The sequence below is a fragment of the Brevibacterium sp. SIMBA_078 genome (genome assembly GCF_046534565.1).
Lineage (GTDB): Bacteria > Actinomycetota > Actinomycetes > Actinomycetales > Brevibacteriaceae > Brevibacterium.
In genome coordinates this window covers 98,733-120,143 of record NZ_JAWRYQ010000002.1, presented here as the reverse complement: position 1 = coordinate 120,143, position 21,411 = coordinate 98,733, and the positions used below count along the sequence as shown (strand labels likewise).

The following is a 21,411-nucleotide window of genomic DNA, read 5'->3' as shown; positions in this document are numbered from 1 at the left end:
AACCACCGTGCTCAGGCCTTCGCCTTCGCGATTTCGATGAGTGTGCGCACCGCGGCTCCGGTCGCGGCCTTCGGTGTGTAGCCGAAGGGTGCTGAACCGTTGAAGCTCGGTCCGGCGATGTCGATATGCGCCCAGTTCGCATCCTCTCCGACGAATTCACGCAGGAACGCCGCAGCGGCGAGCATGCCGCCGGGGCGCGGTCCCGAGTTCGTGAGATCGGCGGCGGTGGAGTCGAATCCGGAGAGCATCTCCTCGGGGATCGGCATCGCCCACATCTGCTCACCGGCCACGGACGCCGAGGCGATGACCTCTGCCCGCGCGGCTTCGGAGCCCATGACGCCAGAGGTGCGTTCGCCGAGTGCGACGATCTGAGCACCGGTGAGTGTGGCCACATCGATGAGCAGATCCGGGTTCTCCGCACCGGCGTCGGTGAGCGCATCGGCGAGGACGAGTCGGCCCTCGGCATCGGTGTTCGTGACCTCGACGGTCTTGCCGCTGCGCATCTTCAGCACATCGCTGGGGCGCTGTGCCGAAGACCCGGGCATGTTCTCCGCCATCGGCAGCCACGCGGTGACCCGCACCGGGAGCTTGAGGTCGGCGATGCCGAAGAGCGCCTGCACGACGGCCGCGGAACCGGCCATATCGGACTTCATGTCCTCCATGCTCTTCGCCGGCTTGAGTGAGATGCCGCCGGAGTCGAAGGTGATTCCCTTGCCGACGAAGCTGAGATGGCGCTTGGCGCCGCGAGGGGCGTATTCGACCTTGACGAGGCGGGGTCCGCGGGTCGAACCCTGGCCGACGCCGATGATTCCGCCGTAGCCTCCGGCCTTGAGCTCCTTCTCGCCGAGCACAGTGACCTTGAGCTTGCGGTCCTTGGCCTGGTCCTTGACGATCTCGGCGTAGGACTCGGGGTAGAGATCGAGCGGGGGAGTGTTGACGAGATCGCGAGCTCTGTTCGTCGCTGCCGCGATCACCTCGCCGGCGTCATGGGCTGCGGCGAATGTCTTGCCCTCGGGGCCGATGACGGTGATCCCGCCCGGCGTCGTGCCCTCGCTGCGGTAGTCGAGGAAACGGTAGGTTCCGAGTCCCGCGCCCACCGTGACAGCTTCGACCTCGGTCGGAGTAGTGGCGGGCAGGGCCAGAGCGATCGACTCGACACCGTCGAGTACGCGCAGCGCCGCCCCCGCGCCGCGACGCAGCGATTCAGCGGTTGCGGCGACATCGGAGTCATCGGGATCGAAGTCGCCGAGTCCGACGAGCAGGACGGAGTCGGCGGAGACACCCTTCGGAGCGGGAACACGAGCGGTGGATCCGGCCTTTCCGCTGAACCCGATGGCGCGAGCGGCTTCGTCGAGGGCGGTCTTCGCCGCTTTCGCCCCTTCGAGCCCGAGGACCATCGAGTCCGCTGCCGCCAGCACCAGAACGGAGGCGGTGGCCTTCACCGGTGAGGTCGTGGAGTAGCTGCTGAGGGTGGATGCACCAGCCATGAGTTCCCTTTCAGTCGACTTTGAACGTTGATTCGATCCTAATGCCAAACACGTCGACTTGCTGAAGCAGTGAGTCGAGCGCCTGCTGAAGCGATGAGGGACTCTGACATATTCTTAGGTGCGTGTACTCATTGATCTTCAGACTCCTCTTCGTTCCGATGGATGCCGAACGGGCCCATCACCTCTCGTTCTCCGCGCTGCGCCTTCTTGACTCCGTTCCTCTGCTCGGTCGCCTGCTCCGCTTGGTCTGTGCCCGCGGCTCCGTCCGGCCCGTTCAGGTGATGGGTCTGCCCTTCCCCAACCGAGTGGGCCTGGCCGCCGGGTTCGATAAGAACGGTGTGGGGGTCCGTGCTCTGTCGTCGCTGGGCTTCGGACATATCGAAGTCGGAACGATCACCGCCCATGCGCAGCCGGGCAATGACCGTCCGCGGCTGTACCGTCTGCGGAAGAATCTCGCCCTGCTCAATCGGATGGGGTTCAACAACGACGGTGCCCGGCAGGCGTCGTTCAACATCGCCGCCGAGCGGAAGAAGATCGAGTCCCTCCCGCAGCGCCTGCGTCCGATCGTGGGCATCAACATCGGCAAGACGAAGGTCGTCGAGGCAGCCGATGCGGTGGCCGACTACGCGGCATCGACCCGTGCGCTGGCTCCTTTGGCCGACTACCTCGTCATCAATGTCAGCTCACCGAACACACCCGGTCTGCGCGACCTGCAGTCCGTGGACAGCCTGGAGCCGATCATCACCGCCGTCCGCGACACCGCCGCCGAGGTGGTCGAGAGTCCGCGATCGACGCTGGGCCATGTGCCCCTGCTGGTCAAGATCGCCCCGGATCTCGCCGACGAGGATGTCGTCGAGATCTGCGACCTCGCTCTGCGCACCGGCGTCGACGGACTCATCACGACGAACACGACGATCGATCGTGGTGTGCTGTCCGGCGCCGAGGCGGAATTCGCCGAAGGTCAGGCCGGCGGCATCTCCGGACGCCCGGTGGCCGAACGCTCACTCGAGGTGCTGCGTCTGGTCAAGAAGCATGTGGGAGACGAGCTCACCGTCATCTCCGTCGGCGGTGTCGCGGATGCGAAAGACGCCCGGGCTCGAGTAGCCGCGGGCGCCGACCTTGTCCAGGCCTATTCGGGGATGATCTACTCCGGTCCGTTCTTCCCCGGCCGCATCGCGCGCGGCCTCGAGTCGAGTCGACTGCTCACTCGGGGTACTGGCGGCGCTTGACCTGGGGCTTGGGCATGCGCAGCGGACGCAGCTGGATGCTGCGCATGACCGCGTAGAAGGTGATGCCCCGTTCGACTTCGCCGAACTTGTTGCGCAGCCGGTTCTTGAGGATGTAGTTGAGCACGAACCCGTCGAGGACGATCAGTGCGATGAGACCCCAGACGGCGTAGGTGAAGTACTGCTGGATCTGCACCGGCTGCGTGAACGCGATGACGAGGATGAGGATCGCGGCTGGTATGAAGATCTCGCCGATCGAGAAGCGGGCATCGATGTAGTCGCGGATGTACCGGCGCTGCGGGCCCTTGTCACGACGGGTGAGGTATTTCTCCTCACCATTCATCATGCCGATGCGTGCGCGGTCGCGCTCCTGCCGCTGCTGCTCCTTGGCTTTTCTGTTCGCAACCTTGCGATCCTTGTTCACCAAGGGCTGACGGCGCGCAGACTCCTGTTGGCTGCGCTTGGGCGTGGGCCGTCCCTTCTTCGCCTCCGCTTCGCGACGGGCGTCGGCTTCTGCGGAGAGGTCGTCATGGACTGGCTGAGAGGCGGAGGTTTCTTCCTCCGCGCGAGATTTTTTGCTTCCGAACACGAGATGAATACTACCTTTGGAGAATGAGCGAATCGACTTCAGCACTTGACAGTGCACAATTGCATGCCGAACTGGACACCATCTTCGACGAGGTAATCGGCAATCTCACGGATCTCGTCGCCATCCCCTCCGTCGCCTGGCCGAGCTTTGACGCCGCGAATGTCACGGCCAGCGCCGAGGCGGTCGCGGGCTTGGCACGTCAGCTCGGCCTCGAGACGGAGATCCTCACCGCGAAGCAGTCTGACGGCGCCGACGGATACCCGGCCGTGGTCGCCTCCGTGCCGGCTCCGGAGGGCGCCCCGACCGTCCTCCTCTACGCCCATCACGACGTGCAGCCGCCCGGACGCGCCGAGGATTGGGACACCGAACCCTTCGTCGCCACCCGGAAGGGCGACCGTCTCTTCGGCCGTGGAGCCGCCGACGACAAGGCGGGGATCATGGTCCATCTCACGGCTCTCCGGCTGCTGGCCGACCGCCTCGGTGTCGGTGTGACGCTCTTCTTCGAAGGCGAGGAGGAAGCCGGCAGCCCGAGCTTCCGCAATTTCCTCGAGACCTACCGGGACCGACTGCGTGCCGATGTCATCGTCGTCGCCGATTCGGGCAACTGGGCTGCGGGCACTCCGGCCCTGACGACGAGCCTGCGCGGAATGTGCGCCGTCGAATTCGAGGTCTCCACGCTCGACCACGCCGTGCACTCGGGAATGTACGGGGGAGTGGCACCGGATGCGATGCTCGCGATGACGAAGCTGCTGGCGACCCTCCACGATGACAACGGCTCCGTCGCTGTCGCCGGGCTGCACTCGAGCACAGAGACGTCCATCGACTACGACGAGGCGACTCTGCGCACCGACTCCGGAGTGCTCGAGGAGACCGAGCTCATCGGCGCAGGCACCTTGGCCTCCCGTCTGTGGACTCAGCCGTCGATCACCGTCATCGGCCTCGACATTCCCGATGTGGCGGTCTCTTCGAACACCCTGCAGTCCTCACTGAAGGCCAAGCTCTCGATCCGACTCGCGCCCGGGGACACTCCCGCCTCGGCGGTCAAGGCCGTCGAAGAGCATCTGCGCGCGAATCTGCCCTTCGGCGCGCAGCTGAGCATCGGTGAGACCGAGGGCGGAAGCCCCTGGCAGGCCGATGAGAACGACCCAGTGGTCCGGACCGCCCGCCAGGCGCTCACCGACGCATGGGGCACCGAATCGGTGACGATGGGCATCGGCGGATCGATTCCCTTCATCGCCGATCTGCTCGATGTGTTTCCCAGCGCATCGATCCTCGTCACGGGTGTCGAAGATCCCGACGCCAGGGCCCACAGCGCCAACGAATCGCTCTACCTGCCCGATTTCAAGGCCGCGATCGTCGCCGAAGCACTGCTGCTGCAGCGCCTCGGCGACCAAGGATGACGCAAACGGGGAATAGCTTGCCGGGCACCGACGTTGTCACCGGTGTAGCCTGGGGACAGGAACGCGAAAAGGAGTAACCATGACTGTGACCGAAAAAGCAGAAGCCACCCACGAGGTGGAGCTGTCGTCGACCGCTGCCGACAAGGTCCGCAGCCTGCTGGAACAGGAAGGTCGTGACGACCTGCGCCTGCGCGTGGCTGTCCAGCCCGGCGGATGTTCCGGATTGATCTATCAGCTGTATTTCGATGAGCGTTTCCTCGACGGAGACGCAGTCCGCGACTTCGACGGCGTCGAGGTCATCGTCGACCGGATGAGCGTTCCCTACCTCAGCGGTTCGACCATCGACTTCTCCGACACCATCGAGAAGCAGGGCTTCACCATCGACAACCCCAACGCCGGCGGCTCCTGCGCCTGCGGAGACTCGTTCCACTGATCAGCCTCGGCTGAGGAGGAGCGCTTCTCATGGACCTGGAGGATCTGCGTGCCGTGTCATATACGGCAACGCAGCCCCAGGTCCTTTTGTCGTATCGGGCCGGTCTCTTCCCGATGGGAGTCGGCCACGGGGGCACCGGTCGGATGGGATGGTGGGCTCCACGACGACGTGGAGTTCTGTTTCCCGGTGACCTGCGCGTGACGAAGAGCCTGCGCAAATCGATGAAGCACTTCACCTTCACCACCAACCGCGCCTTCATGCACGTCATCCGCTCGTGTGCCGACCCACGGCGGACGGGCAGCTGGATCACCGAGGAGATGATCGAGCTCTACCAGGGCCTCCACGACGACGGGTGGGCGCATTCGGTCGAGGTCTGGAACGACGATGAGCTCGTCGGCGGACTCTACGGAGTCGCCATCGGTTCGTTCTTCGCCGGCGAATCGATGTTCCACACTCAGCGGGACGCCTCGAAGGCCGCACTGGCCCACCTCGTCGGACTCTTCGACAGAACCGACGTTGTCAACGGAGAACGGCGGTCCACCTCGGAGGATGCGGATGCGGCACCGGGGGACTGGCTCATCGACACCCAGTGGCAGACATCACACCTTGCCACCCTCGGCGTGTCGGAGATCAGCGGCCTGGAGTACTCCGCGCACCTAGATTCCGCGCTCAGGGGCAGTGTCTGTCAGCATATTCTCAACAAATGAACATCTGCAGGTGAATTTCTACCGCGTGTAGCGGTAGTCTTATGAGTGACAGAGTAAGTACACGTCTCTCGGCCTGACCTGGAGACGCAGAACGTTGTGAAAGGCTGCACGTGGATTCTCCGAATCAGTCAGGACCGCAGCGGTCCTGGGCGAAGCGGCTCGGCATTCTGAGCGCCGTGTTGATACCGGCGTTGCTATCGGGTTGCACTAAAGAGCAGATCGCCACAGGATTTTTTCCCGTCGAATCGCAAGGCGCGACGAACCACACGGATGCCTATACAGCGCTGTGGAACGGCGGCTGGATCGCCCTTCTCATCGTGGGCCTCATCGTGTGGGGTCTCATCCTGTGGGCCATGGTCGCCTACCGCCGCCGCAAGAACGATCGCGGACTGCCGGTGCAGATGCGCTACAGCATGCCGATCGAAATCCTCTTCACGGTGACTCCGGTCGTCCTCGTCCTCGGCTTCTTCTTCCAGAACGTCCAGGTCATGGAGAAGACGACTGATGACTCGACCCCCGGCGAGCAGGTCATCGAGGTCGCTGCCAAGCAGTGGGCCTGGGACTTCAACTATGAGACCGAAGACGTCTACTACGCCGGCACTCAGGTAGCCCTCGACGGCACCGAAGCCCCCGAGAAGACCGCTCCCGTCCTCTACCTCCCCGTCGACACCGACCTGGAGATCCGCCTGCACTCCCGCGACGTCCTCCACTCCTTCTGGGTGCCCGCCTTCCTCGAGAAGCGCGATATGATCCCCGGCCACGATCAGAGCCTGCATCTGCGTGCCGAGAAGGAAGGCGAGTACGTCGGCAAGTGTGCCGAGCTGTGCGGTGAGTACCACTCGGAGATGCTTTTCAACGTCAAGGTCGTGTCCAAGGAAGAATTCCAGGAGTACACGCAGTCGCTTGCCGATCAGGGCAACACAGGCCAGCTGGGACCGGAGTACGATCGCAACTGGTACCCGAAAGAAGGTGCTGAGAAATGACCGCCACGATGGATCAGGCGGCTCTTGATGCTCCGGTAGTTCCACGGAGCAAGGGCAAGATCATCGTCGACTGGATCACGTCGACGGACCATAAGACGATCGGGTACATGTACCTCATCGGTTCGTTCTTCTTCTTCTGCGTCGGCGGTGTGATGGCGCTCATCATCCGCCTCGAGCTCTTCGAGCCCGGGATGCAGATCGTTGAGACCAAGGAACAGTACAACCAGCTGTTCACCATGCACGGCACATTGATGCTGCTGATGTTCGCCACCCCGCTGTTCGCCGGCTTCGCCAACGTCATCATGCCGTTGCAGATCGGCGCTCCGGACGTGGCATTCCCGCGACTGAACGCCTTCGCCTTCTGGATGTACCTCTTCGGCAGCCTCGTGGCCATCTCCGGATTCCTCACCCCGCAGGGTGCAGCATCCTTCGGCTGGACCGCGTACGCGCCATTGAGCAATACGACGTTCACGCCGGGCGCCGGTGGTAACTTGTGGGTCCTCGGACTCGCCCTGCAGGGATTCGGAACCATCCTCGGCTCCGTCAACTTCATCACCACTGTGATCACCATGCGCGCCCCGGGCATGACCATGTTCCGGATGCCGATCTTCACCTGGAACGTTCTGGTCACCGGCATCCTCGTGCTCATGGCCTTCCAGCCGCTGGCTGCTGCGCTGCTGGTGCTCGGTTCCGACCGTGTCCTCGGTTCCCATGTGTTCAGTCCGGGCAACGGCGGGCCGATACTCTGGCAGCACCTGTTCTGGTTCTTCGGCCACCCGGAGGTCTATGTCATCGCGTTGCCGTTCTTCGGCATCGTCACAGAGATCTTCCCGGTGTTCAGCCGCAAACCGGTCTTCGGCTACAAGGAACTCGTCTTCGCGACAGTCGCCATTGCTGCTCTGTCGGTGACCGTGTGGGCTCACCACATGTACGTCACAGGCGTCGTCGCACTGCCGTTCTTCGCGTTCATGACGATGCTCATCGCGATCCCGACGGGTGTGAAGTTCTTCAACTGGATCGGCACGATGTGGAGAGGCTCGATCACATTCGAGACGCCTATCGTATGGTCGATCGGCTTCCTCGCAACGTTCCTCTTCGGTGGTCTGACCGGAGTCATCCTGGCCAGCCCGGCTCTCGACCAGCATGTGTCCGACACCTACTTCGTCGTGGCCCACTTCCACTACGTCGTCTTCGGCACCGTCGTGTTCGCGATGTTCGCCGGATTCTACTTCTGGTGGCCGAAGTGGACGGGCAAGATGCTCAACGAGAAGCTCGGTCACATCCACTTCTGGATGCTGTTCATCGGCTTCCACGGAACCTTCCTCGTCCAGCACTGGCTGGGTGTCGACGGAATGCCGCGTCGTTACGCCGACTACCTGCCGCAGGACGGCTTCACCTGGATGAACCAGGTGTCGACGGTCGGCTCGCTGCTGCTGGGTCTGTCCATGGTTCCGTTCTTCTGGAACGTGTGGATCACCCACCGCAACGCACCCAAGGTGACTGTCGACGATCCGTGGGGCTACGGAGGATCGCTCGAATGGGCCACCTCGTGCCCGCCCCCGCGTCACAACTTCACCTCGCTGCCGCGGATCCGCTCCGAACGTCCTGCCTTCGACCTCAACCACCCAGAGCTGCTTGAGTACAGCGGACACGGTCAGGCAGAACCCCAGCTCACAGGAGACAACGCCAAATGAAGTCATCGATCTACGTCTTCAACCTCTGCGGCCTGTTCTTCATCGCAGTCGGGATCTTCTACGGCTTCTTCACCGACTTCACCGAGCTCGTCGGATTCCCGGCGCTGCTCCTCGTCGGACTGATGGCCCTGATGATCGGCGTCTACCTCTGGCTGACGGATCGACGTGTCGGTCGTCAGCCTCAGGACAACGATGACGCCGAGATCTCTGACGCCGATGCCGACTACGGTATGTTCAGCCCGTGGAGCTGGTGGCCGATCTTCAGCGCGGGCGCTGCCGCCGTCGCCTTCTATGGAATTGCGATGGGCTGGTGGATCTTCCCGTTCGGTGTCGTGCTCGGCATCATCGCGCTCGTCGGTCTCACCTACGAACATGATCGCGGGGATTTCGCCCACTGATTCAGTGATCTGATCGCCCAGCCACTGTGGCCCGGACTCAAATCGAGTCCGGGCCACAGTGCTATTCACAGCACTTCTGACGGCACGTATCGCCGGGATCTTCGCCGAGGTTGGTGACCGGTGTGAGGTCGACAATGGAGTTCGGTGGCAGGCTGCGCCGGTGCAGACGCATGATTGCGCCGCCATCGGAGCCTCTTGCTCACGAGGATCACCCTTTGGACAGTTCATCAGGTTCGAAACTGATGAACTGTTCCGGACGCAAGTATCGAAGGCTCCGAACCTGGTGACGATGGTCGGATACCGATGCGCTCAGCGAGGATACAGCGCGTCGGTTCCTGAACCGATTGAGCGGCGGTCCAACAATGTGGAAGCAGCGGAGTCGGGCTCTCCCGAAACAGCGCCGTGACTCAATCTGGCCGAGCGAGGGCGTCAGATGTATTGATAGGGTGCGCGGCATCCGATTTCGAATCAGGGGAGTGGGGCCGGGCCATCGACCGTCTCCTCGCCCGATTGCTCTTCCGTGCTGACGCCTCATTCGGGCCGGAGAGAACGGACTCTTTCAGAACCAGCGAAAATGGCTCTCCCTGGCTGTCGTAGGAGCCCAGACGCACTCGGAGTCGTCGAGAGTAGTCTCCGGCCGAGAAGGAGGGCTTCTGAACGCTGCCAGCGTCACAGAGAACACAGAGCAACGCCCCTCAACACTGGGGACCGGCGCAACCGCGGCAGGTTCCATCTGAGCAGATTGACGTGCTTGGACGAATCTCCCATTGCTGCTGGCAGTGACCCGTCCAGGTCGCCTGCATCGAGGGTCGTCCGATGCTTGTCACACCCGTCGGCGGTGGTCCGACGCTCGTGCGGGAACACTCCTGCGCATGCTCTCTGAGGCCGCATGGACCGGGGATCCTCCAGATGGGGGACTGGACCAGAAATGTCGGAGGCAGCTGCTGAGTGTCGAGTCCTGCGAAATGAGCAGGACAGGGTTGTGATGACCCGTGTCTGGAGAGGAGAGGGTAAGCCTGGGGAATCAGGCTGAGTCGGCGCTCCGGTGAAGAGCAGACTTCTTCTGTGAATAGAGCGAGGGGCTCAGCAGTTGAACTGCTGAGCCCCTCGAATCTGGCTTGTCGAACCTGTCAGTGTCCGAGTTCCTTGTTGTTCGAACCCTCGACAGCGCCGTGGTCGTGGTGCGAAGCTTCGAGCTCCTGCTTCGTCACCGGAGCCACACGATCTTCGAAGAAGAAGCGAGACAGACGTGCACGCAGCTTCTCCATTCCCGTGATCTTGCCCTCGGCGTTCGGCTCGGCCGGAATGTAGGTCGGCGACTCGAATGCGGTGATCTTCCACAGCTTGTGCGGGGGAAGAGCCTCGTGGCGTTCGAGGAACTCACCGTGGGGCAGACGGATGATATGAGCCGTCTCCCTTCCGTGCAGAGCGATCTCGCGGTCCTTGCGCTGAAGTGCGAGGCACATGCGCTTGGTGATGATGTAACCGATGATCGGTCCGAAGAAGAACAGGAATCGGAAGATGTAGATCATATCGTTGAGCGACATCTGGAAGAACACAGCGATGATGTCACCCGATGCAGCCGCCCACATGTTGCAGTAGAAGATGATTCCGGCAACGCCGATGGCGGTACGAGTCGGGTTGTTGCGCGGACGATCGAGGATGTGGTGCTCTCGATGGTCCTTCTGCAGCCACGCCTCGAAGAACGGATAGATGAACATGACAGCGAACACGCCGCCCATGACGAGCACGGCACTGTTGATGTTGAACGAGATCGGCCATCCGAAGATGTAGAACTCGAACCAGCCCGGAACGATGCGGAGGAAGCCGTCGGCCCAGCCGATGTACCAGTCAGGCTGGGTACCAGCCGAGACCGGGGAGGGGTCGTACGGACCGTAGTTCCAGATCGGGTTGATCGTGAACAGGGCCGAGATGAGCGAGAGCAGACCGAAGATGAGGAAGAAGAATCCTCCGCCCTTGGCCGCGAAGGTCGGCAGGACCGGTTCTCCGACGACGTTCTTCTCCGTATTTCCTGCACCCGGGTACTGGGTGTGCTTGTGCACGACGACGAACATCAGGTGGATGCCGATGAGCGCGATGAGCAGAGCCGGCACGATCATGATGTGCAGGGTGTACAGACGGGCCACGATGTCGATGCCCGGGAACTCTCCGCCGAAGAGGAAGAATGAGATATAGGTTCCCACGAGCGGCAGCGACTTCAGGATGCCGTCGATGATTCGCAGGCCGTTGCCCGAGAGCAGGTCATCGGGGAGCGAGTAGCCGGTGAAGCCGGCAGCCATGCCCATGATGACGAGCAGAACACCGACGACCCAGTTGAGCTCACGCGGACGACGGAAAGCGCCGGTGAAGAACACACGAAGCATGTGGACGCTCAATGCGGCGACGAAGAGCAGCGCACCCCAGTGGTGCATCTGTCGGATGAACAGACCGCCGCGGATCTCCAGGGAGATTGCCAGTGTCGAGTCATAGGCTTCGGAGATCTCGACTCCGCGCAGCGGCAGCCAGGGTCCGTCATAGTGAAGTTCACCCATGGCCGGCTGGAAGAAGAACGTGAGGAACGTTCCGGACAGGACGACGATGATGAAGCTGTAGAGAGCAACCTCGCCGAGCATGAACGACCAGTGGGAGGGGAAGATCTTGCGACCGAACTCGCGCACGAGGACAGATGCCCCGACGCGGGTTTCGGCGAAGTTCGCCGCCTTCCCGATGGTGGTGGTTGGCTGTGTAGTACTCATGGGTGGTTGATCTCCCAGAACGTAGGTCCGACAGGCTCAGGGAAGTCCGACTGGGCAACCAGGTAGCCTTCGCTGTCCACGGTGATGGGCAGCTGAGGAAGCGGTCGTTTAGCCGGGCCGAAGATGACCTTGCAGTGTTCCGTCACGTCGAAGGTCGACTGGTGGCAGGGGCACAGCAGGTGGTGCGTCTGGTGCTCGTACAGTGCGACGGGGCAGCCGACGTGGGTGCAGATCTTCGAGTAGGCGACGATACCGTCGTGCGACCAATCCTTGCGATCCGGATCCTCTTTGAGTTCCTTGGGATCGATGCGCATGAGAAGCACGGCCGCTTTGGCCTTCTCGTCCAGCGGGTGCTCGCTGACCTCCTCGTCGCCGATGCCCGAAGGCAGGACGTGGTAGGCCGAGCCGATTGTGACTTCGTCAGCCTTGATCGGACGTTCGGAATCGACCGAGGGGATTCCGCCGACATCGCGGATGAGACGAGTGCCCTTCTGCCAGAGCGTGTTGAACATCTTGTCGCCCGGCAGCGGACCGAGGTCGCGGAAGACGAGGACTGCGGGCAGCGGAGCGATCGCCAGCGCTGCGATGAGGGTGTTGCGCAGCAGCGGACGGCGGGCGATGCCCGACTCTTCCTTGGCCTGGTGGAGGATCTCGAGCGCAATCGCCTGATCCTCTTCGCTGCCGCCGATGTCATGGCGTTCGTCGATGCCCTCATGATCGCTCATGAGGTTCTTGGCCCAGAGCACTGCACCGAAGCCGATGGAGAACATCGCGACAGCGGCGCCGAGGCCGACGAACATGTTGTGGAGGCGGATGCTCTGCATGGATTCGCCCGGAGTGAACAGGAAGTACGCCACGATGAACCAGATGGTTCCGATCATCGAGAGGATGAACCAGGCGGCTACCTGTCGTTCGGCGACCTTCTCGGCACGTGGGTCCGAATCGGCCAAGCGCGGTTTGTGCTCGGGCAGACCTGGGTTCGTGAACCCGTTCAACTCCTCGAGCTGGCTGCCGCCGCCGGAGTGCTCTTTCGAGGTCATTGAATTCCCCGTCTATTCTCGTAATTGATGGTGAACGACACTGTCAGACTCACTTGGCCCTGGATGACAGCCACACTGTCAGACCGATGACGGCAGCAAGTCCGAAGAACCAGATGAACAGGCCCTCTGCCACTGGACCCAGCGATCCGAGCTTGAATCCGCCGGGGGAGGGGTTGTCCGAGACTTCCTTGACGTAGGCGATGACATCGCGCTTGTCTTCAGGAGTCAGGTTCGCGTCGTTGAAGATCGGCATGTTCTGCGGGCCGGTCTGCATCGCTTCGTAGAGGTGCTTCTCGGAGACTTCGGACAGGTTCGGTGCGTACTTGCCGCGGGTCAGAGCACCACCCGAGCCGACCACGTTGTGGCACATGGCGCAGTTGGTGCGGAACAGACCGCCGCCGGCAGCGGGGTCACCCTTCGAAGCATCGAGGTACTCGTCTTCGGGAACTGCCGGCCCGGGGCCGAGCGAAGCAACGTAGGCAGCGATCTGAGCAGTCTGCTCTTCGTCGAACTGCGGTTCCTTGACGCGAGCCTGCGGGCCGTTGGCCTGCAGCGGCATGCGTCCGGTGCCTACCTGGAAGTCCACAGCAGCAGCGCCGACGCCGATGAGACCGGGACCGGCCTTCGAGCCTTCGGCGTTCATGCCGTGACAGGTGGCACAGTTGGCCGCGAAGAGTTTCTTGCCTTCTTCGATATCAGAGGCGCTGGCTGTGTCCGCCTTGGCGCTCGAAGTCTGCGTGAAGAGTGCATAGGCTCCGCCGGTCAGCAGCAGTCCCACGAGAAGAAGCGCGACCAGCGCCATGGGATGTCTGCGGCGATCTGCTAGAAGCTTCACTTGATCGTCCTTTGCTTGAAGTGTTGTGAGTCCTGGGGGCCGAGCATCTCAGGCCGGCTACTGGAGCAGGTAGATGATGCCGAACAGACCGATCCAGACGACATCGACGAAGTGCCAGTAGTAGGACACGCAGATTGCGAATGTGGCTTCATGGTGACCGAACTTCTTCGCTCCGTAGGCGCGTCCGATGACGAGCAGGAAGCAGATGAGTCCGATGGTCACGTGAATGCCGTGGAAGCCCGTGGTCAGGTAGAAGACGGAGCCGTAGCCGTCGGAGCTGATCGAGATTCCCTCGCTGACGAGGGTCGCGTACTCCATGACCTGACCGGAGACGAAGATCGCGCCCAGGGCGAAGGTGAGGTAGAACCACTCGACCATTCCCCATTTGGCGATGTTGAACAGCGAGCCGGTCCGCCGAGGGCGGAACCGCTCGGCGGCGAACACACCGATCTGGCAGGTGAACGAAGACGACACCAGGATCAACGTGTTGCCGAGAGCGTAGGGGATGTCGAGGATCTGGGTCCTCGCCTCCCACAGCTCCGGAACAACGGACCGGACGGTGAAGTACATGGCGAAGAGCGCGGCAAAGAACATCAGGTCGCTCGCGAGGAACACGATGAAGCCCACCGTGGTCACATTCGGACGATTGACAACCGGATGTGCTGGCGCTGTTTGAGATGCAGTGGCAGTTGACACAACCCCATTATTACCCGTCTCGGGGTGAGTTTTCATCTTTTACCCAGGTTTCGAGAAAGAAATTTCTACACGACGTAGCAAAAACCGCGATCTGGTGCCTAAATCTCGTTTCGGAAGCCGCTTCCGCCCGCGTGTCGAAGTCGCGATAGTATGCCGCAGGTAAGGTCCGCCCTGTGCTTCGGGGCGGCGGCAGCCCCTAGTGAGAGTTCAGACGGATGACCGATTCCACGCCCTTGACCACCCCGGCAGCTCAGGCTTCCGAGGCCCGCACCACGGTTCCGGCGGCCGCTGAGAACTGGCCCGACCTGCTCATGGCTCTCATGCACCAGCAGGACCTCGATGGCGTTCAGGCTGCTTGGGCGATGGATCAGATCATGTCCGGCAAGACTCCGGATGTGACAATGGCCGCATTTCTCGCAGCACACCATACGAAGGGCGAGACGGTCGAGGAGATCGCCGGCCTCGTGGCGGCGATGATGGACCATGCCGTGCCCCTGCCGGGACTCGAGGACTCCGTCGACATCGTCGGCACCGGAGGCGACCGCGCGAAGACGGCGAACATCTCCTCGACCGCGGCCATGATCATCTCCGCCACCGGGCAGCGGGTCGTCAAGCACGGAAACCGTGCGACATCCTCGGCGTCGGGATCGGCCGATGTGCTCGAAGCGCTCGGCGTGCGGTTCGACATCACCCCCGAACAGACCGGTGAGATCGCCCAAGAGGTCGGACTGGCATTCTGCTTCGCCAATGTGTTCCACCCGTCGATGCAGTTCGTCGCTGCTGTGCGGCGTCAGATCAACGTCCCCACCGCGTTCAATATCCTCGGCCCCCTGACGAACCCGGCTCGGGCCAGGCATACGGCCATCGGCGTCGCCGATGCCCAGATGGCCCCGCTCGTCGTCGGCACGCTGGCCAAGCGCGGACACCAGGCCGTGGTGTTCCGGTCGCGTGACGGTCTCGACGAGCTGAGCAACACCGATGTCAACGATGTCTGGGAAGTCCGTCACGGCGAGATCGAACACACGACGTTCGACGCCCTCGACCTCGGCATCGAGCGGGCGACGAAGGACGATCTGCGCGGCGGCGGTCCGAATGAGAACGCGGCTATCACGCGCGCGGTCCTCGACGGCGAACGATCGGCAGTGCGCGACATCGTGGCCATCAACGCCGCGGCGGCTCTCGTCGCCGCCGACGAGTCAGCTGTGGGCACCTTCACTGAGCGTTTGGCCCTCAAGCTCGAGACTGCGGTGGAGACGATCGACAGCGGGGGCGGCGCGAACAAGCTTCAGCAGCTCATCGACGTCTCACACAGAGTCGCTGAGACGAACCGCTCCTGAGCTGTGTGCATGGCTGGTCGCTCCCTGTCGGGGCAGCGACCAGCCATGACCGCCTGAGGGAGTCACGGAGACGAGCTCGGCGGTCTCCAGCCAGCCGGCCAGCAAACGCGACTCCTCCGCGAGCGAGTCTGTCTCCTGCGGCAGCGCTCCGGGGGCAGGGACCCATTCGGCCGTCGAATGCAGCGCCGACAGGGAATCTCCCATGGCCTGCCTGGTCGACACATGGCCGGCACCGGCGAGTTTCCCGTGGCGGATGATCGCCAGGTCCCAGCCTGAGTCGAAACCGGGGGCCGCCGCAATCAGTTCGGGAACTCTCCGCAGTGCCGTGACCTGTTCGGCCCGCGCCGCGGTGGACACCGCCGAACGCATCGCGTCCCGGACCTCGGCGGCCGTTTCGAACCGGGCTTCTCCGGACAGTCGCTGCATCCGCTCAGCGGCCAAGCGCTGCAGTGAGGACAGGTCCCCACCGAGCAGGGCGAAGAGTTCGCGGATCGAACTCCGATAATCATCGACATCGGTGATCCCAGCGCAGGGACCGCCGCACTGACCCACCTGCGCACTTACACAGGGACGATGTTCGCCGAGGCTGCGCTGCGTGATCGTCGCCGTGCACCTCTTGACCGGGTAGAGGGTGTCGAGGAGTTCCTTGACAGCTTGTGCCGACTTCCGTGACCGGAACGGTCCCAGCGGCGGTGCGGGGGAGCGTTCGAGCGCCGAGTTCGCCCGAACCACCGACAGTCGGGGGAAGAGCTCATCGCTGAGCACGATCCACGAATTGCGTTCGGGGTTCTTCGACCGTCGGTTGTACGGCGGAGCCAGCTCTCCGATGAGACGGATCTCGCGGACTTCGGCTTCCAGCGCGTGGGCGCAGGGAAGACAGCTGACCTCCTGTGCCGCGGTGATCATCTCGGCCATGCGGCCACGGTTCTCCGAGGCGTTGAAGTACCCGCGCACTCGCCTGGCCATATTTCCGGACTTCCCGATGTAGAGCACACGGCGAGTGCCATCGAGGAACATGTAGACGCCGGGCTCCGGGGGGACGTCCTTGGCCAGATGGGATTTCGCCTGTCGCTTCGCCCACCCCGACTGTCTGACGGTCGACAGCTCCTCCAGCGTCGTCACACCGTAGCCGCCGAATCGTTCGAACAGGTGGTGGAGGAGCTCGCCGGTGGCCCGCGCGTCGGAGAGCGCACGGTGATCGGGCTCGACCTGGGTGCCGAAATGAGCGGCGAGCGTCGAGAGTTTGTGGTTGCGCACTTCATCGCGGCCGACGACGCGCCGGGACAGCGTGACGGTATCGAGGACTGTGGGCGCCGGCCAGTGGTAGTCGAGGCGTTCGCAGGCCGAGCGGAGGAATCCGATGTCGAAGGGCGCGTTGTGTGCCACCAGCACCGCACCGACGGAGAATTCCAGGAAGCTCGGCAGAACCGAGCTGATCGGGGGTGCATCATCGACCATTGCATGAGTGATGCCGGTGAGCCGGGCCACGAACGGGCTGATCACGGAGTGTTCCGGTTTGACCAGGGTCTGGAACTCGCCGATGACCTCGCCGCCGCGCGTCTTGACCGCGCCGATCTCGGTGATCTCCGACTGCCCGGCTCGGGTGCCTGTCGTTTCGAGGTCGACGATGACGAAGGTGACGTCGGACAGGGGAGTTCCGAGGCTGTCGAAGGAAAGCTGAGTGTTGTGCAGTGCGCTGGGTGCGCGGTCGAAGGGGACGGTCATGATGCCCAGTCTCTCAGGTGTCGCTGACACGAAGCGGTCAGCATCGCTCACACCGAGGATCCGTCGCCGTCGTCGGCGGAACGATGGCTCGGCAGATGGAAGAACAGACCGACCGCGCCGCCGATGCCGACGGCCAGACCGATGAGCAGGTACCACCCGGGCAGCGGCCTGAAGAAGATCACGCCGATGAGCAGGAGCACGACCGCGCCGAGAGCCGCGGCCCAGGACAGCACCAGGGTGGGCGAAGCGGTGCGCCACCCGATCGGCTCCGCCGGTTCGCGCTCCCAATGCTCGGTGTCCTCGAGGGCGTCGCGAACATCCTCGGCGGGCATATCACCCATCGTCGCCGAGGGTTCTGCGATCTGCCGGACGAGGTCGTCCCAGTCCTCGTCGCTGATGCGCGAGCGGTCGTGCCCGATCCTCTCCGGATCGGGAACGTCTCGTCGCCAGTCCTCCCGGCCCTCGTCGTCGGGAGTCGAAGCGGTGCCCTCGTCGTTCATACCTGAATCAGCAATTCCGCGGCCTCAGCTATTCCCCGGCCTCGGCTATTCCCCGGCCTCGGACTGACAGGGCACGGTCGTTTCGGTGGAGACCACCTGCAGGACCGCCTCGGCGATGGTGTTCGCATCGAAATCAAGAGTCGCCACATGGCGGGACCGGCGGAGGGCGACGATCTTCGGGGGGTGCGGAAGGTCCGATCGCAGCGCACGCAGCGTTCGCGGACTCACGACATTGTCCTCACCGGAGATCATGGCCGTGACGGGACAGGTGACTTTCCACAGATCGTCGCGCAGTGTCCGCAGCGCACGATGGAACGTCGCCAGGGGCGCCACCGGTGTCCGTTCATAGGCGTACTCATCGCGGTCCGGGTGGGCGATGTCGCCGCCGATCGACGGGATCGTGCGCACGACGTGCCTGAGCACCGGCAGCAGGGGAGCGAAGGGAGAGTCGATGTAGAGAGCAGGATTGACCACGACGATCTCGTCGGGTGCGCCCTCTGCCGCCGCCAGGGCAAGTGCCAGGGCCCCACCCATCGACAGACCGGCGACGACGACACGCTCGTGGTCGGCCTGGAGCCGACCCAGCTCTGTGCGCGCCTCGCCGAGCCAATCGGACCATCCCGTAGCGTCCATGTCCTGCCAAGAGGTGCCGTGACCGGGCAGTTGGGGGACGCTGACGTCGACGCCCGCCGCCGCGATCGCGCGGGCGATCGGCACCCAGGAGACGGGCGAACCGGTGAGTCCGTGCAGAAAGAGAACCGCCGAGGCTGAACCGCCGTCGAGGCTGCGATAGGCGGCCGTCGGATCCGCCCCGAGTGTGAAATCGATCTCCATGCTCCCAGCATGGCACGGATGAGTCCGCGACGGACTTCGCTGTTCACCGTTCGTGTCGATATATGATTGCCGAGGACGACAAAGAGTCGTAGTCGGAAGGGTGCGCGTGTTCTACTGGTTTCTCAAGCGAGTCCTCGCCGGACCCATCCTGCGGATCCTCTTCCGTCCGTGGGTGCGGGGCCTGGACAATCTGCCGTCCGAGGGCCCGGCGATCATCGCAGGAAATCACAACCACTTCATGGACTCGATCTTCGTTCCGCTGCTCGCTCCGCGTCCCGTCGTCTATCTGGCGAAGAAGGACTACTTCACCGGTCGCGGAATCAAGGGTGCGGTGACTCGGTGGTTCTTCAAGCTCAACAATCAGCTCCCAATGGATCGCGGAGGCGGATCGGGATCTCAGGCTTCGCTCGAGTCGGGTCTGAAGGTCCTCCGTGAGGGGAATTCACTGGGCATCTATCCTGAAGGCACGCGTTCGCCCGACGGAAAGCTCTATCGCGGACGCACCGGCATTGCGCGTCTCGTCCTCGAGTCCGGCGCGCCTGTGGTTCCCGTGGCGATCATCGGCACGGACAAGCTGCAGCCTGCCGGTCGCCTCGTTCCCAAGCTCCGGCGTGTCGGAGTCGTCTTCGGCGCACCGATGGACTTCTCGAAGTATGCAGGTCTTCCCGTCGACCGTTTCATGCTGCGGTCGGTCACCGACGAGATCATGTACGAGATCATGCGCCTGTCCGGGCAGGAATACGTCGACACCTATGCGTCGTCGGTCAAGACCAAGCTGCTGACGAGCGCCAAGCCGAAGAAGTCGGATCCTCCGAGCCGGGATGAGTCGAAATCTGACGGCGAAAGCTCGTCGAACTAGGCCTGACGGCCCCGACTCATCCTGCTCCTGGTCGCCTGAATGACATCCATGTGACATGTTCGAATACTGCGGTAACGGCGACACGCGGAAATTGTTACCTCGAGGTGTTTGTCCTGGCCGGGACGGCACAATAACTTGGAGTTGTTGAATCCCACTGTAGGTTCGCTGGGAAGAGGGCTAGAATGACTATGTTCTCGGTCCTTCCAAGCGACCTTCGCTTCCCCCAGGGACTTTAAGGAGGAGTCGGTGTGAACCGCTCAAGTCATGAAAGCGTCGACATGACGCCGATGCCGTCAGCAGCCCAAGGGCTGCTGTTCGATGATGATCTGCCCGTACTCGATGAAGAGGCCGGCTACCGCGGTCCCACCGTCTGCAAGGTCGTCGGCATCAGCTACCGTCGCCTCGACTACTGGGCGCGCACCGATCTGGTGACCCCGTCGATCCGCAATGCGACCGGATCCGGCAGCCAGCGGCTCTACAGCTTCCGTGACATCCTCGTCCTCAAGATCGTCAAGCGACTCCTCGACACCGGCGTCGGACTGCAGTCGATCCGCACAGCGGTTGAGCACCTGCGTTCCCGCGGCGTCGACGATCTCTCTCAGATCACTCTCATGTCCGATGGTGCCAGCGTCTTCGAATGCACCTCGCCCGATGAGGTTGTCGACCTCCTCCAGGGCGGACAGGGCGTCTTCGGCATCGCCGTCGGCCGCGTCTGGAACGAAGTCGAAGGCTCGCTGTCGGAGTTCCCGAGCGAACGAGTCCCCGAAGACGATGCGGCCCTTGAAGCCATGGATGAGCTCGCCGCCCGTCGCGCACGCAAGTCCGGCTGACAGCCCACAGAGTACTCACACCACCACCGAGGCGGTCCGCTCAGTTCGAGCGGACCGCCTCGGTGGTCGTATGGAACGGAAAGGCTCGGTGCAGAGTGGCCTCGAATGAGTCCGAGGTGCCCGAGAACAGAGAACTGCCGTCGCGAACCTGAGTCCGCGACGGCAGTCGACGTGATGCTGGGGGAGCGGCAGCTAGTCGTTCACTTCTTCTCGGGCTGCTGAGCGTCGTTCTTCGTCGGGGCGGCACCGCGCCGACCGCGGATGTTCTCCGAGCGGAGTGCACGTTCGAGCAGAGCGTCGAATGAGCCAGCGACTTCTTCGGCGGGTTTACCCGGCCAGGAGTGGATCGGACGTGCCGATCCCTGAGCCTGCTGCATGACGGCCCGTTCGGCCAAAGGCGGATTGAGGACGAGTGGACCGAACATCTCACGCATCTCCTGGATGCGATAGTCATGTTCGGTCGAACCGGCACGCACCCGATTGACGACCAGGCCGAGCGGCTGCAGATCGGAGGCGCCACGCTGCCGCAGTTCGTCCGTCGCCCGCAGGGCACGGTCGGCAGCTGCCACGGAGAATAGGCTGGGCTCGGTGACGACCGCGACTCGGTTGCTCGCTGTCCACGCCGTACGGGTGAGACCGTTGAGGCTGGGCGGACAGTCGATGAGGACGAGTCGGTAGCCTTTCGCGATGCGAGTCAGGGCATCTTCGAGCCGGCGCAGATAGCGCTCGGACAGCGAAGGCCGATCGAATTCCGCGGCACGCGGAGATCCGGAGATCACATCGAGGTGGCCGAGCCTGTCACCGACCCACCCGGAGGGGATGATCGCCTCGGACAGGATCTTCTGGGACTTCGGAGCAGCGAGCACATCGGCGATGTCGACACGCGTCGAGGTCGGCACATCGAGGCCGGTCGACGAGTCCGCTTGCGGGTCCATGTCGACGACCAGGGTGGGAATCCCCCTGTTGTAGGCCGCCGAGGCCAGACCGAGCGTCACGGATGTCTTACCGACTCCGCCTTTGAGGCTGCTGATACTTAGGACAAGCACCCTCCTACGTTAACGTATCGGCGGCTGCCGAGCCGT

Annotated in this window: 20 protein-coding genes; 10 read left to right on the top strand and 10 right to left on the bottom strand. The window is 63.2% G+C overall.

The window, feature by feature from the left end:
- Positions 1–11: 11 nt before the first annotated feature.
- Positions 12–1,487 (bottom strand): leucyl aminopeptidase, encoded by a 1,476-nt coding sequence (locus tag SB749_RS08825; protein WP_410710027.1) that lies wholly within the window; start codon positions 1,485–1,487, stop codon positions 12–14.
- A 122-nt stretch (positions 1,488–1,609) separates the two neighbouring features.
- On the opposite strand from SB749_RS08825, the gene SB749_RS08820 reads away from it, so the two are divergent.
- Entirely contained in the window at positions 1,610–2,716 is a 1,107-nt protein-coding gene (locus SB749_RS08820) for a quinone-dependent dihydroorotate dehydrogenase (RefSeq protein ID WP_410710026.1), read from the top strand.
- Here SB749_RS08820 and SB749_RS08815 read toward each other — a convergent pair.
- Positions 2,691–3,302, bottom strand: coding sequence for a DUF3043 domain-containing protein (locus SB749_RS08815; protein WP_410710025.1), 612 nt, complete (start codon positions 3,300–3,302; stop codon positions 2,691–2,693). The genes SB749_RS08820 and SB749_RS08815 overlap by 26 nt on opposite strands.
- Positions 3,303–3,325: 23 nt before the next feature.
- Here SB749_RS08815 and SB749_RS08810 point away from each other — a divergent pair, with 23 nt between their 5' ends.
- The 6 genes from SB749_RS08810 (at position 3,326) to SB749_RS08785 (ending at position 8,917) form a co-directional block, all read left to right on the top strand.
- Complete coding sequence (locus SB749_RS08810) at positions 3,326–4,702, top strand: dipeptidase (protein WP_410710024.1); 1,377 nt, start codon at positions 3,326–3,328, stop codon at positions 4,700–4,702.
- Positions 4,703–4,781: 79 nt separating this feature from the next.
- Entirely contained in the window at positions 4,782–5,135 is a 354-nt protein-coding gene (locus SB749_RS08805; protein WP_025778316.1) for a HesB/IscA family protein, read from the top strand.
- A 29-nt stretch (positions 5,136–5,164) separates the two neighbouring features.
- A complete protein-coding gene (gene aat, locus SB749_RS08800) occupies positions 5,165–5,842 on the top strand; it encodes a leucyl/phenylalanyl-tRNA--protein transferase (RefSeq protein ID WP_410710023.1) in 678 nt (225 codons plus the stop codon).
- Between the two features lie 110 nt (positions 5,843–5,952).
- A complete protein-coding gene (gene coxB, locus SB749_RS08795; RefSeq protein ID WP_139467187.1) occupies positions 5,953–6,825 on the top strand; it encodes a cytochrome c oxidase subunit II in 873 nt (290 codons plus the stop codon).
- Positions 6,822–8,519: a cytochrome c oxidase subunit I gene (gene ctaD / locus SB749_RS08790; protein ID WP_139467188.1), complete on the top strand. Its 1,698-nt coding sequence runs from the start codon at positions 6,822–6,824 to the stop codon at positions 8,517–8,519. Before coxB ends, ctaD begins: the two co-directional genes overlap by 4 nt.
- Positions 8,516–8,917 carry a cytochrome c oxidase subunit 4 gene (locus tag SB749_RS08785; protein WP_264801688.1) on the top strand — a complete coding sequence of 134 codons (402 nt, stop codon included), beginning with the start codon at positions 8,516–8,518 and terminating at the stop codon, positions 8,915–8,917. The genes ctaD and SB749_RS08785 overlap by 4 nt, the downstream gene beginning before the upstream one ends.
- 1,130 nt (positions 8,918–10,047) lie before the next feature.
- Here the strand turns inward: SB749_RS08785 and SB749_RS08780 are convergent.
- Genes SB749_RS08780 through SB749_RS08765 form a run of 4 tightly spaced genes read right to left on the bottom strand, consistent with a single transcriptional unit; the run spans position 10,048 to position 14,175 of the window.
- Positions 10,048–11,673 (bottom strand): cytochrome b, encoded by a 1,626-nt coding sequence (locus SB749_RS08780; protein ID WP_410710022.1) that lies wholly within the window; start codon positions 11,671–11,673, stop codon positions 10,048–10,050.
- On the bottom strand, positions 11,670–12,713 hold the full coding sequence (locus SB749_RS08775; RefSeq protein ID WP_410710021.1) for a Rieske 2Fe-2S domain-containing protein: 1,044 nt from the start codon (positions 12,711–12,713) through the stop codon (positions 11,670–11,672). Before SB749_RS08775 ends, SB749_RS08780 begins: the two co-directional genes overlap by 4 nt.
- 49 nt (positions 12,714–12,762) lie before the next feature.
- On the bottom strand, positions 12,763–13,548 hold the full coding sequence (locus tag SB749_RS08770; RefSeq protein ID WP_101544143.1) for a c-type cytochrome: 786 nt from the start codon (positions 13,546–13,548) through the stop codon (positions 12,763–12,765).
- Between the two features lie 57 nt (positions 13,549–13,605).
- Complete coding sequence (locus SB749_RS08765) at positions 13,606–14,175, bottom strand: heme-copper oxidase subunit III (protein WP_264801801.1); 570 nt, start codon at positions 14,173–14,175, stop codon at positions 13,606–13,608.
- Between the two features lie 302 nt (positions 14,176–14,477).
- Here SB749_RS08765 and trpD point away from each other — a divergent pair, with 302 nt between their 5' ends.
- The gene (gene trpD, locus SB749_RS08760) at positions 14,478–15,581 is read left to right on the top strand and encodes an anthranilate phosphoribosyltransferase (protein WP_410710494.1); all 1,104 of its coding nucleotides are present in this window, start codon (positions 14,478–14,480) and stop codon (positions 15,579–15,581) included.
- Here the strand turns inward: trpD and SB749_RS08755 are convergent.
- The 3 genes from SB749_RS08755 to SB749_RS08745 are packed head-to-tail and all read right to left on the bottom strand — an operon-like array spanning position 15,549 to position 18,640.
- A complete protein-coding gene (locus tag SB749_RS08755) occupies positions 15,549–17,306 on the bottom strand; it encodes a DEDD exonuclease domain-containing protein (protein ID WP_410710020.1) in 1,758 nt (585 codons plus the stop codon). The genes trpD and SB749_RS08755 overlap by 33 nt on opposite strands.
- A 47-nt stretch (positions 17,307–17,353) precedes the next feature.
- Positions 17,354–17,806, bottom strand: a complete 453-nt coding sequence (locus SB749_RS08750) for a hypothetical protein (protein ID WP_173152169.1) — start codon at positions 17,804–17,806, stop codon at positions 17,354–17,356.
- Positions 17,807–17,851: 45 nt separating this feature from the next.
- Complete coding sequence (locus SB749_RS08745; protein ID WP_410710019.1) at positions 17,852–18,640, bottom strand: alpha/beta hydrolase; 789 nt, start codon at positions 18,638–18,640, stop codon at positions 17,852–17,854.
- Between the two features lie 106 nt (positions 18,641–18,746).
- On the opposite strand from SB749_RS08745, the gene SB749_RS08740 reads away from it, so the two are divergent.
- Together SB749_RS08740 and SB749_RS08735 are read left to right on the top strand one after the other, a co-directional pair.
- Positions 18,747–19,499 (top strand): lysophospholipid acyltransferase family protein, encoded by a 753-nt coding sequence (locus tag SB749_RS08740; protein ID WP_410710018.1) that lies wholly within the window; start codon positions 18,747–18,749, stop codon positions 19,497–19,499.
- Between the two features lie 248 nt (positions 19,500–19,747).
- Complete coding sequence (locus SB749_RS08735) at positions 19,748–20,329, top strand: MerR family transcriptional regulator (RefSeq protein WP_101544153.1); 582 nt, start codon at positions 19,748–19,750, stop codon at positions 20,327–20,329.
- Between the two features lie 200 nt (positions 20,330–20,529).
- Here SB749_RS08735 and SB749_RS08730 read toward each other — a convergent pair whose 3' ends face one another.
- Positions 20,530–21,375, bottom strand: coding sequence for an AAA family ATPase (locus SB749_RS08730; protein ID WP_173152175.1), 846 nt, complete (start codon positions 21,373–21,375; stop codon positions 20,530–20,532).
- Positions 21,376–21,411: the final 36 nt, after the last annotated feature.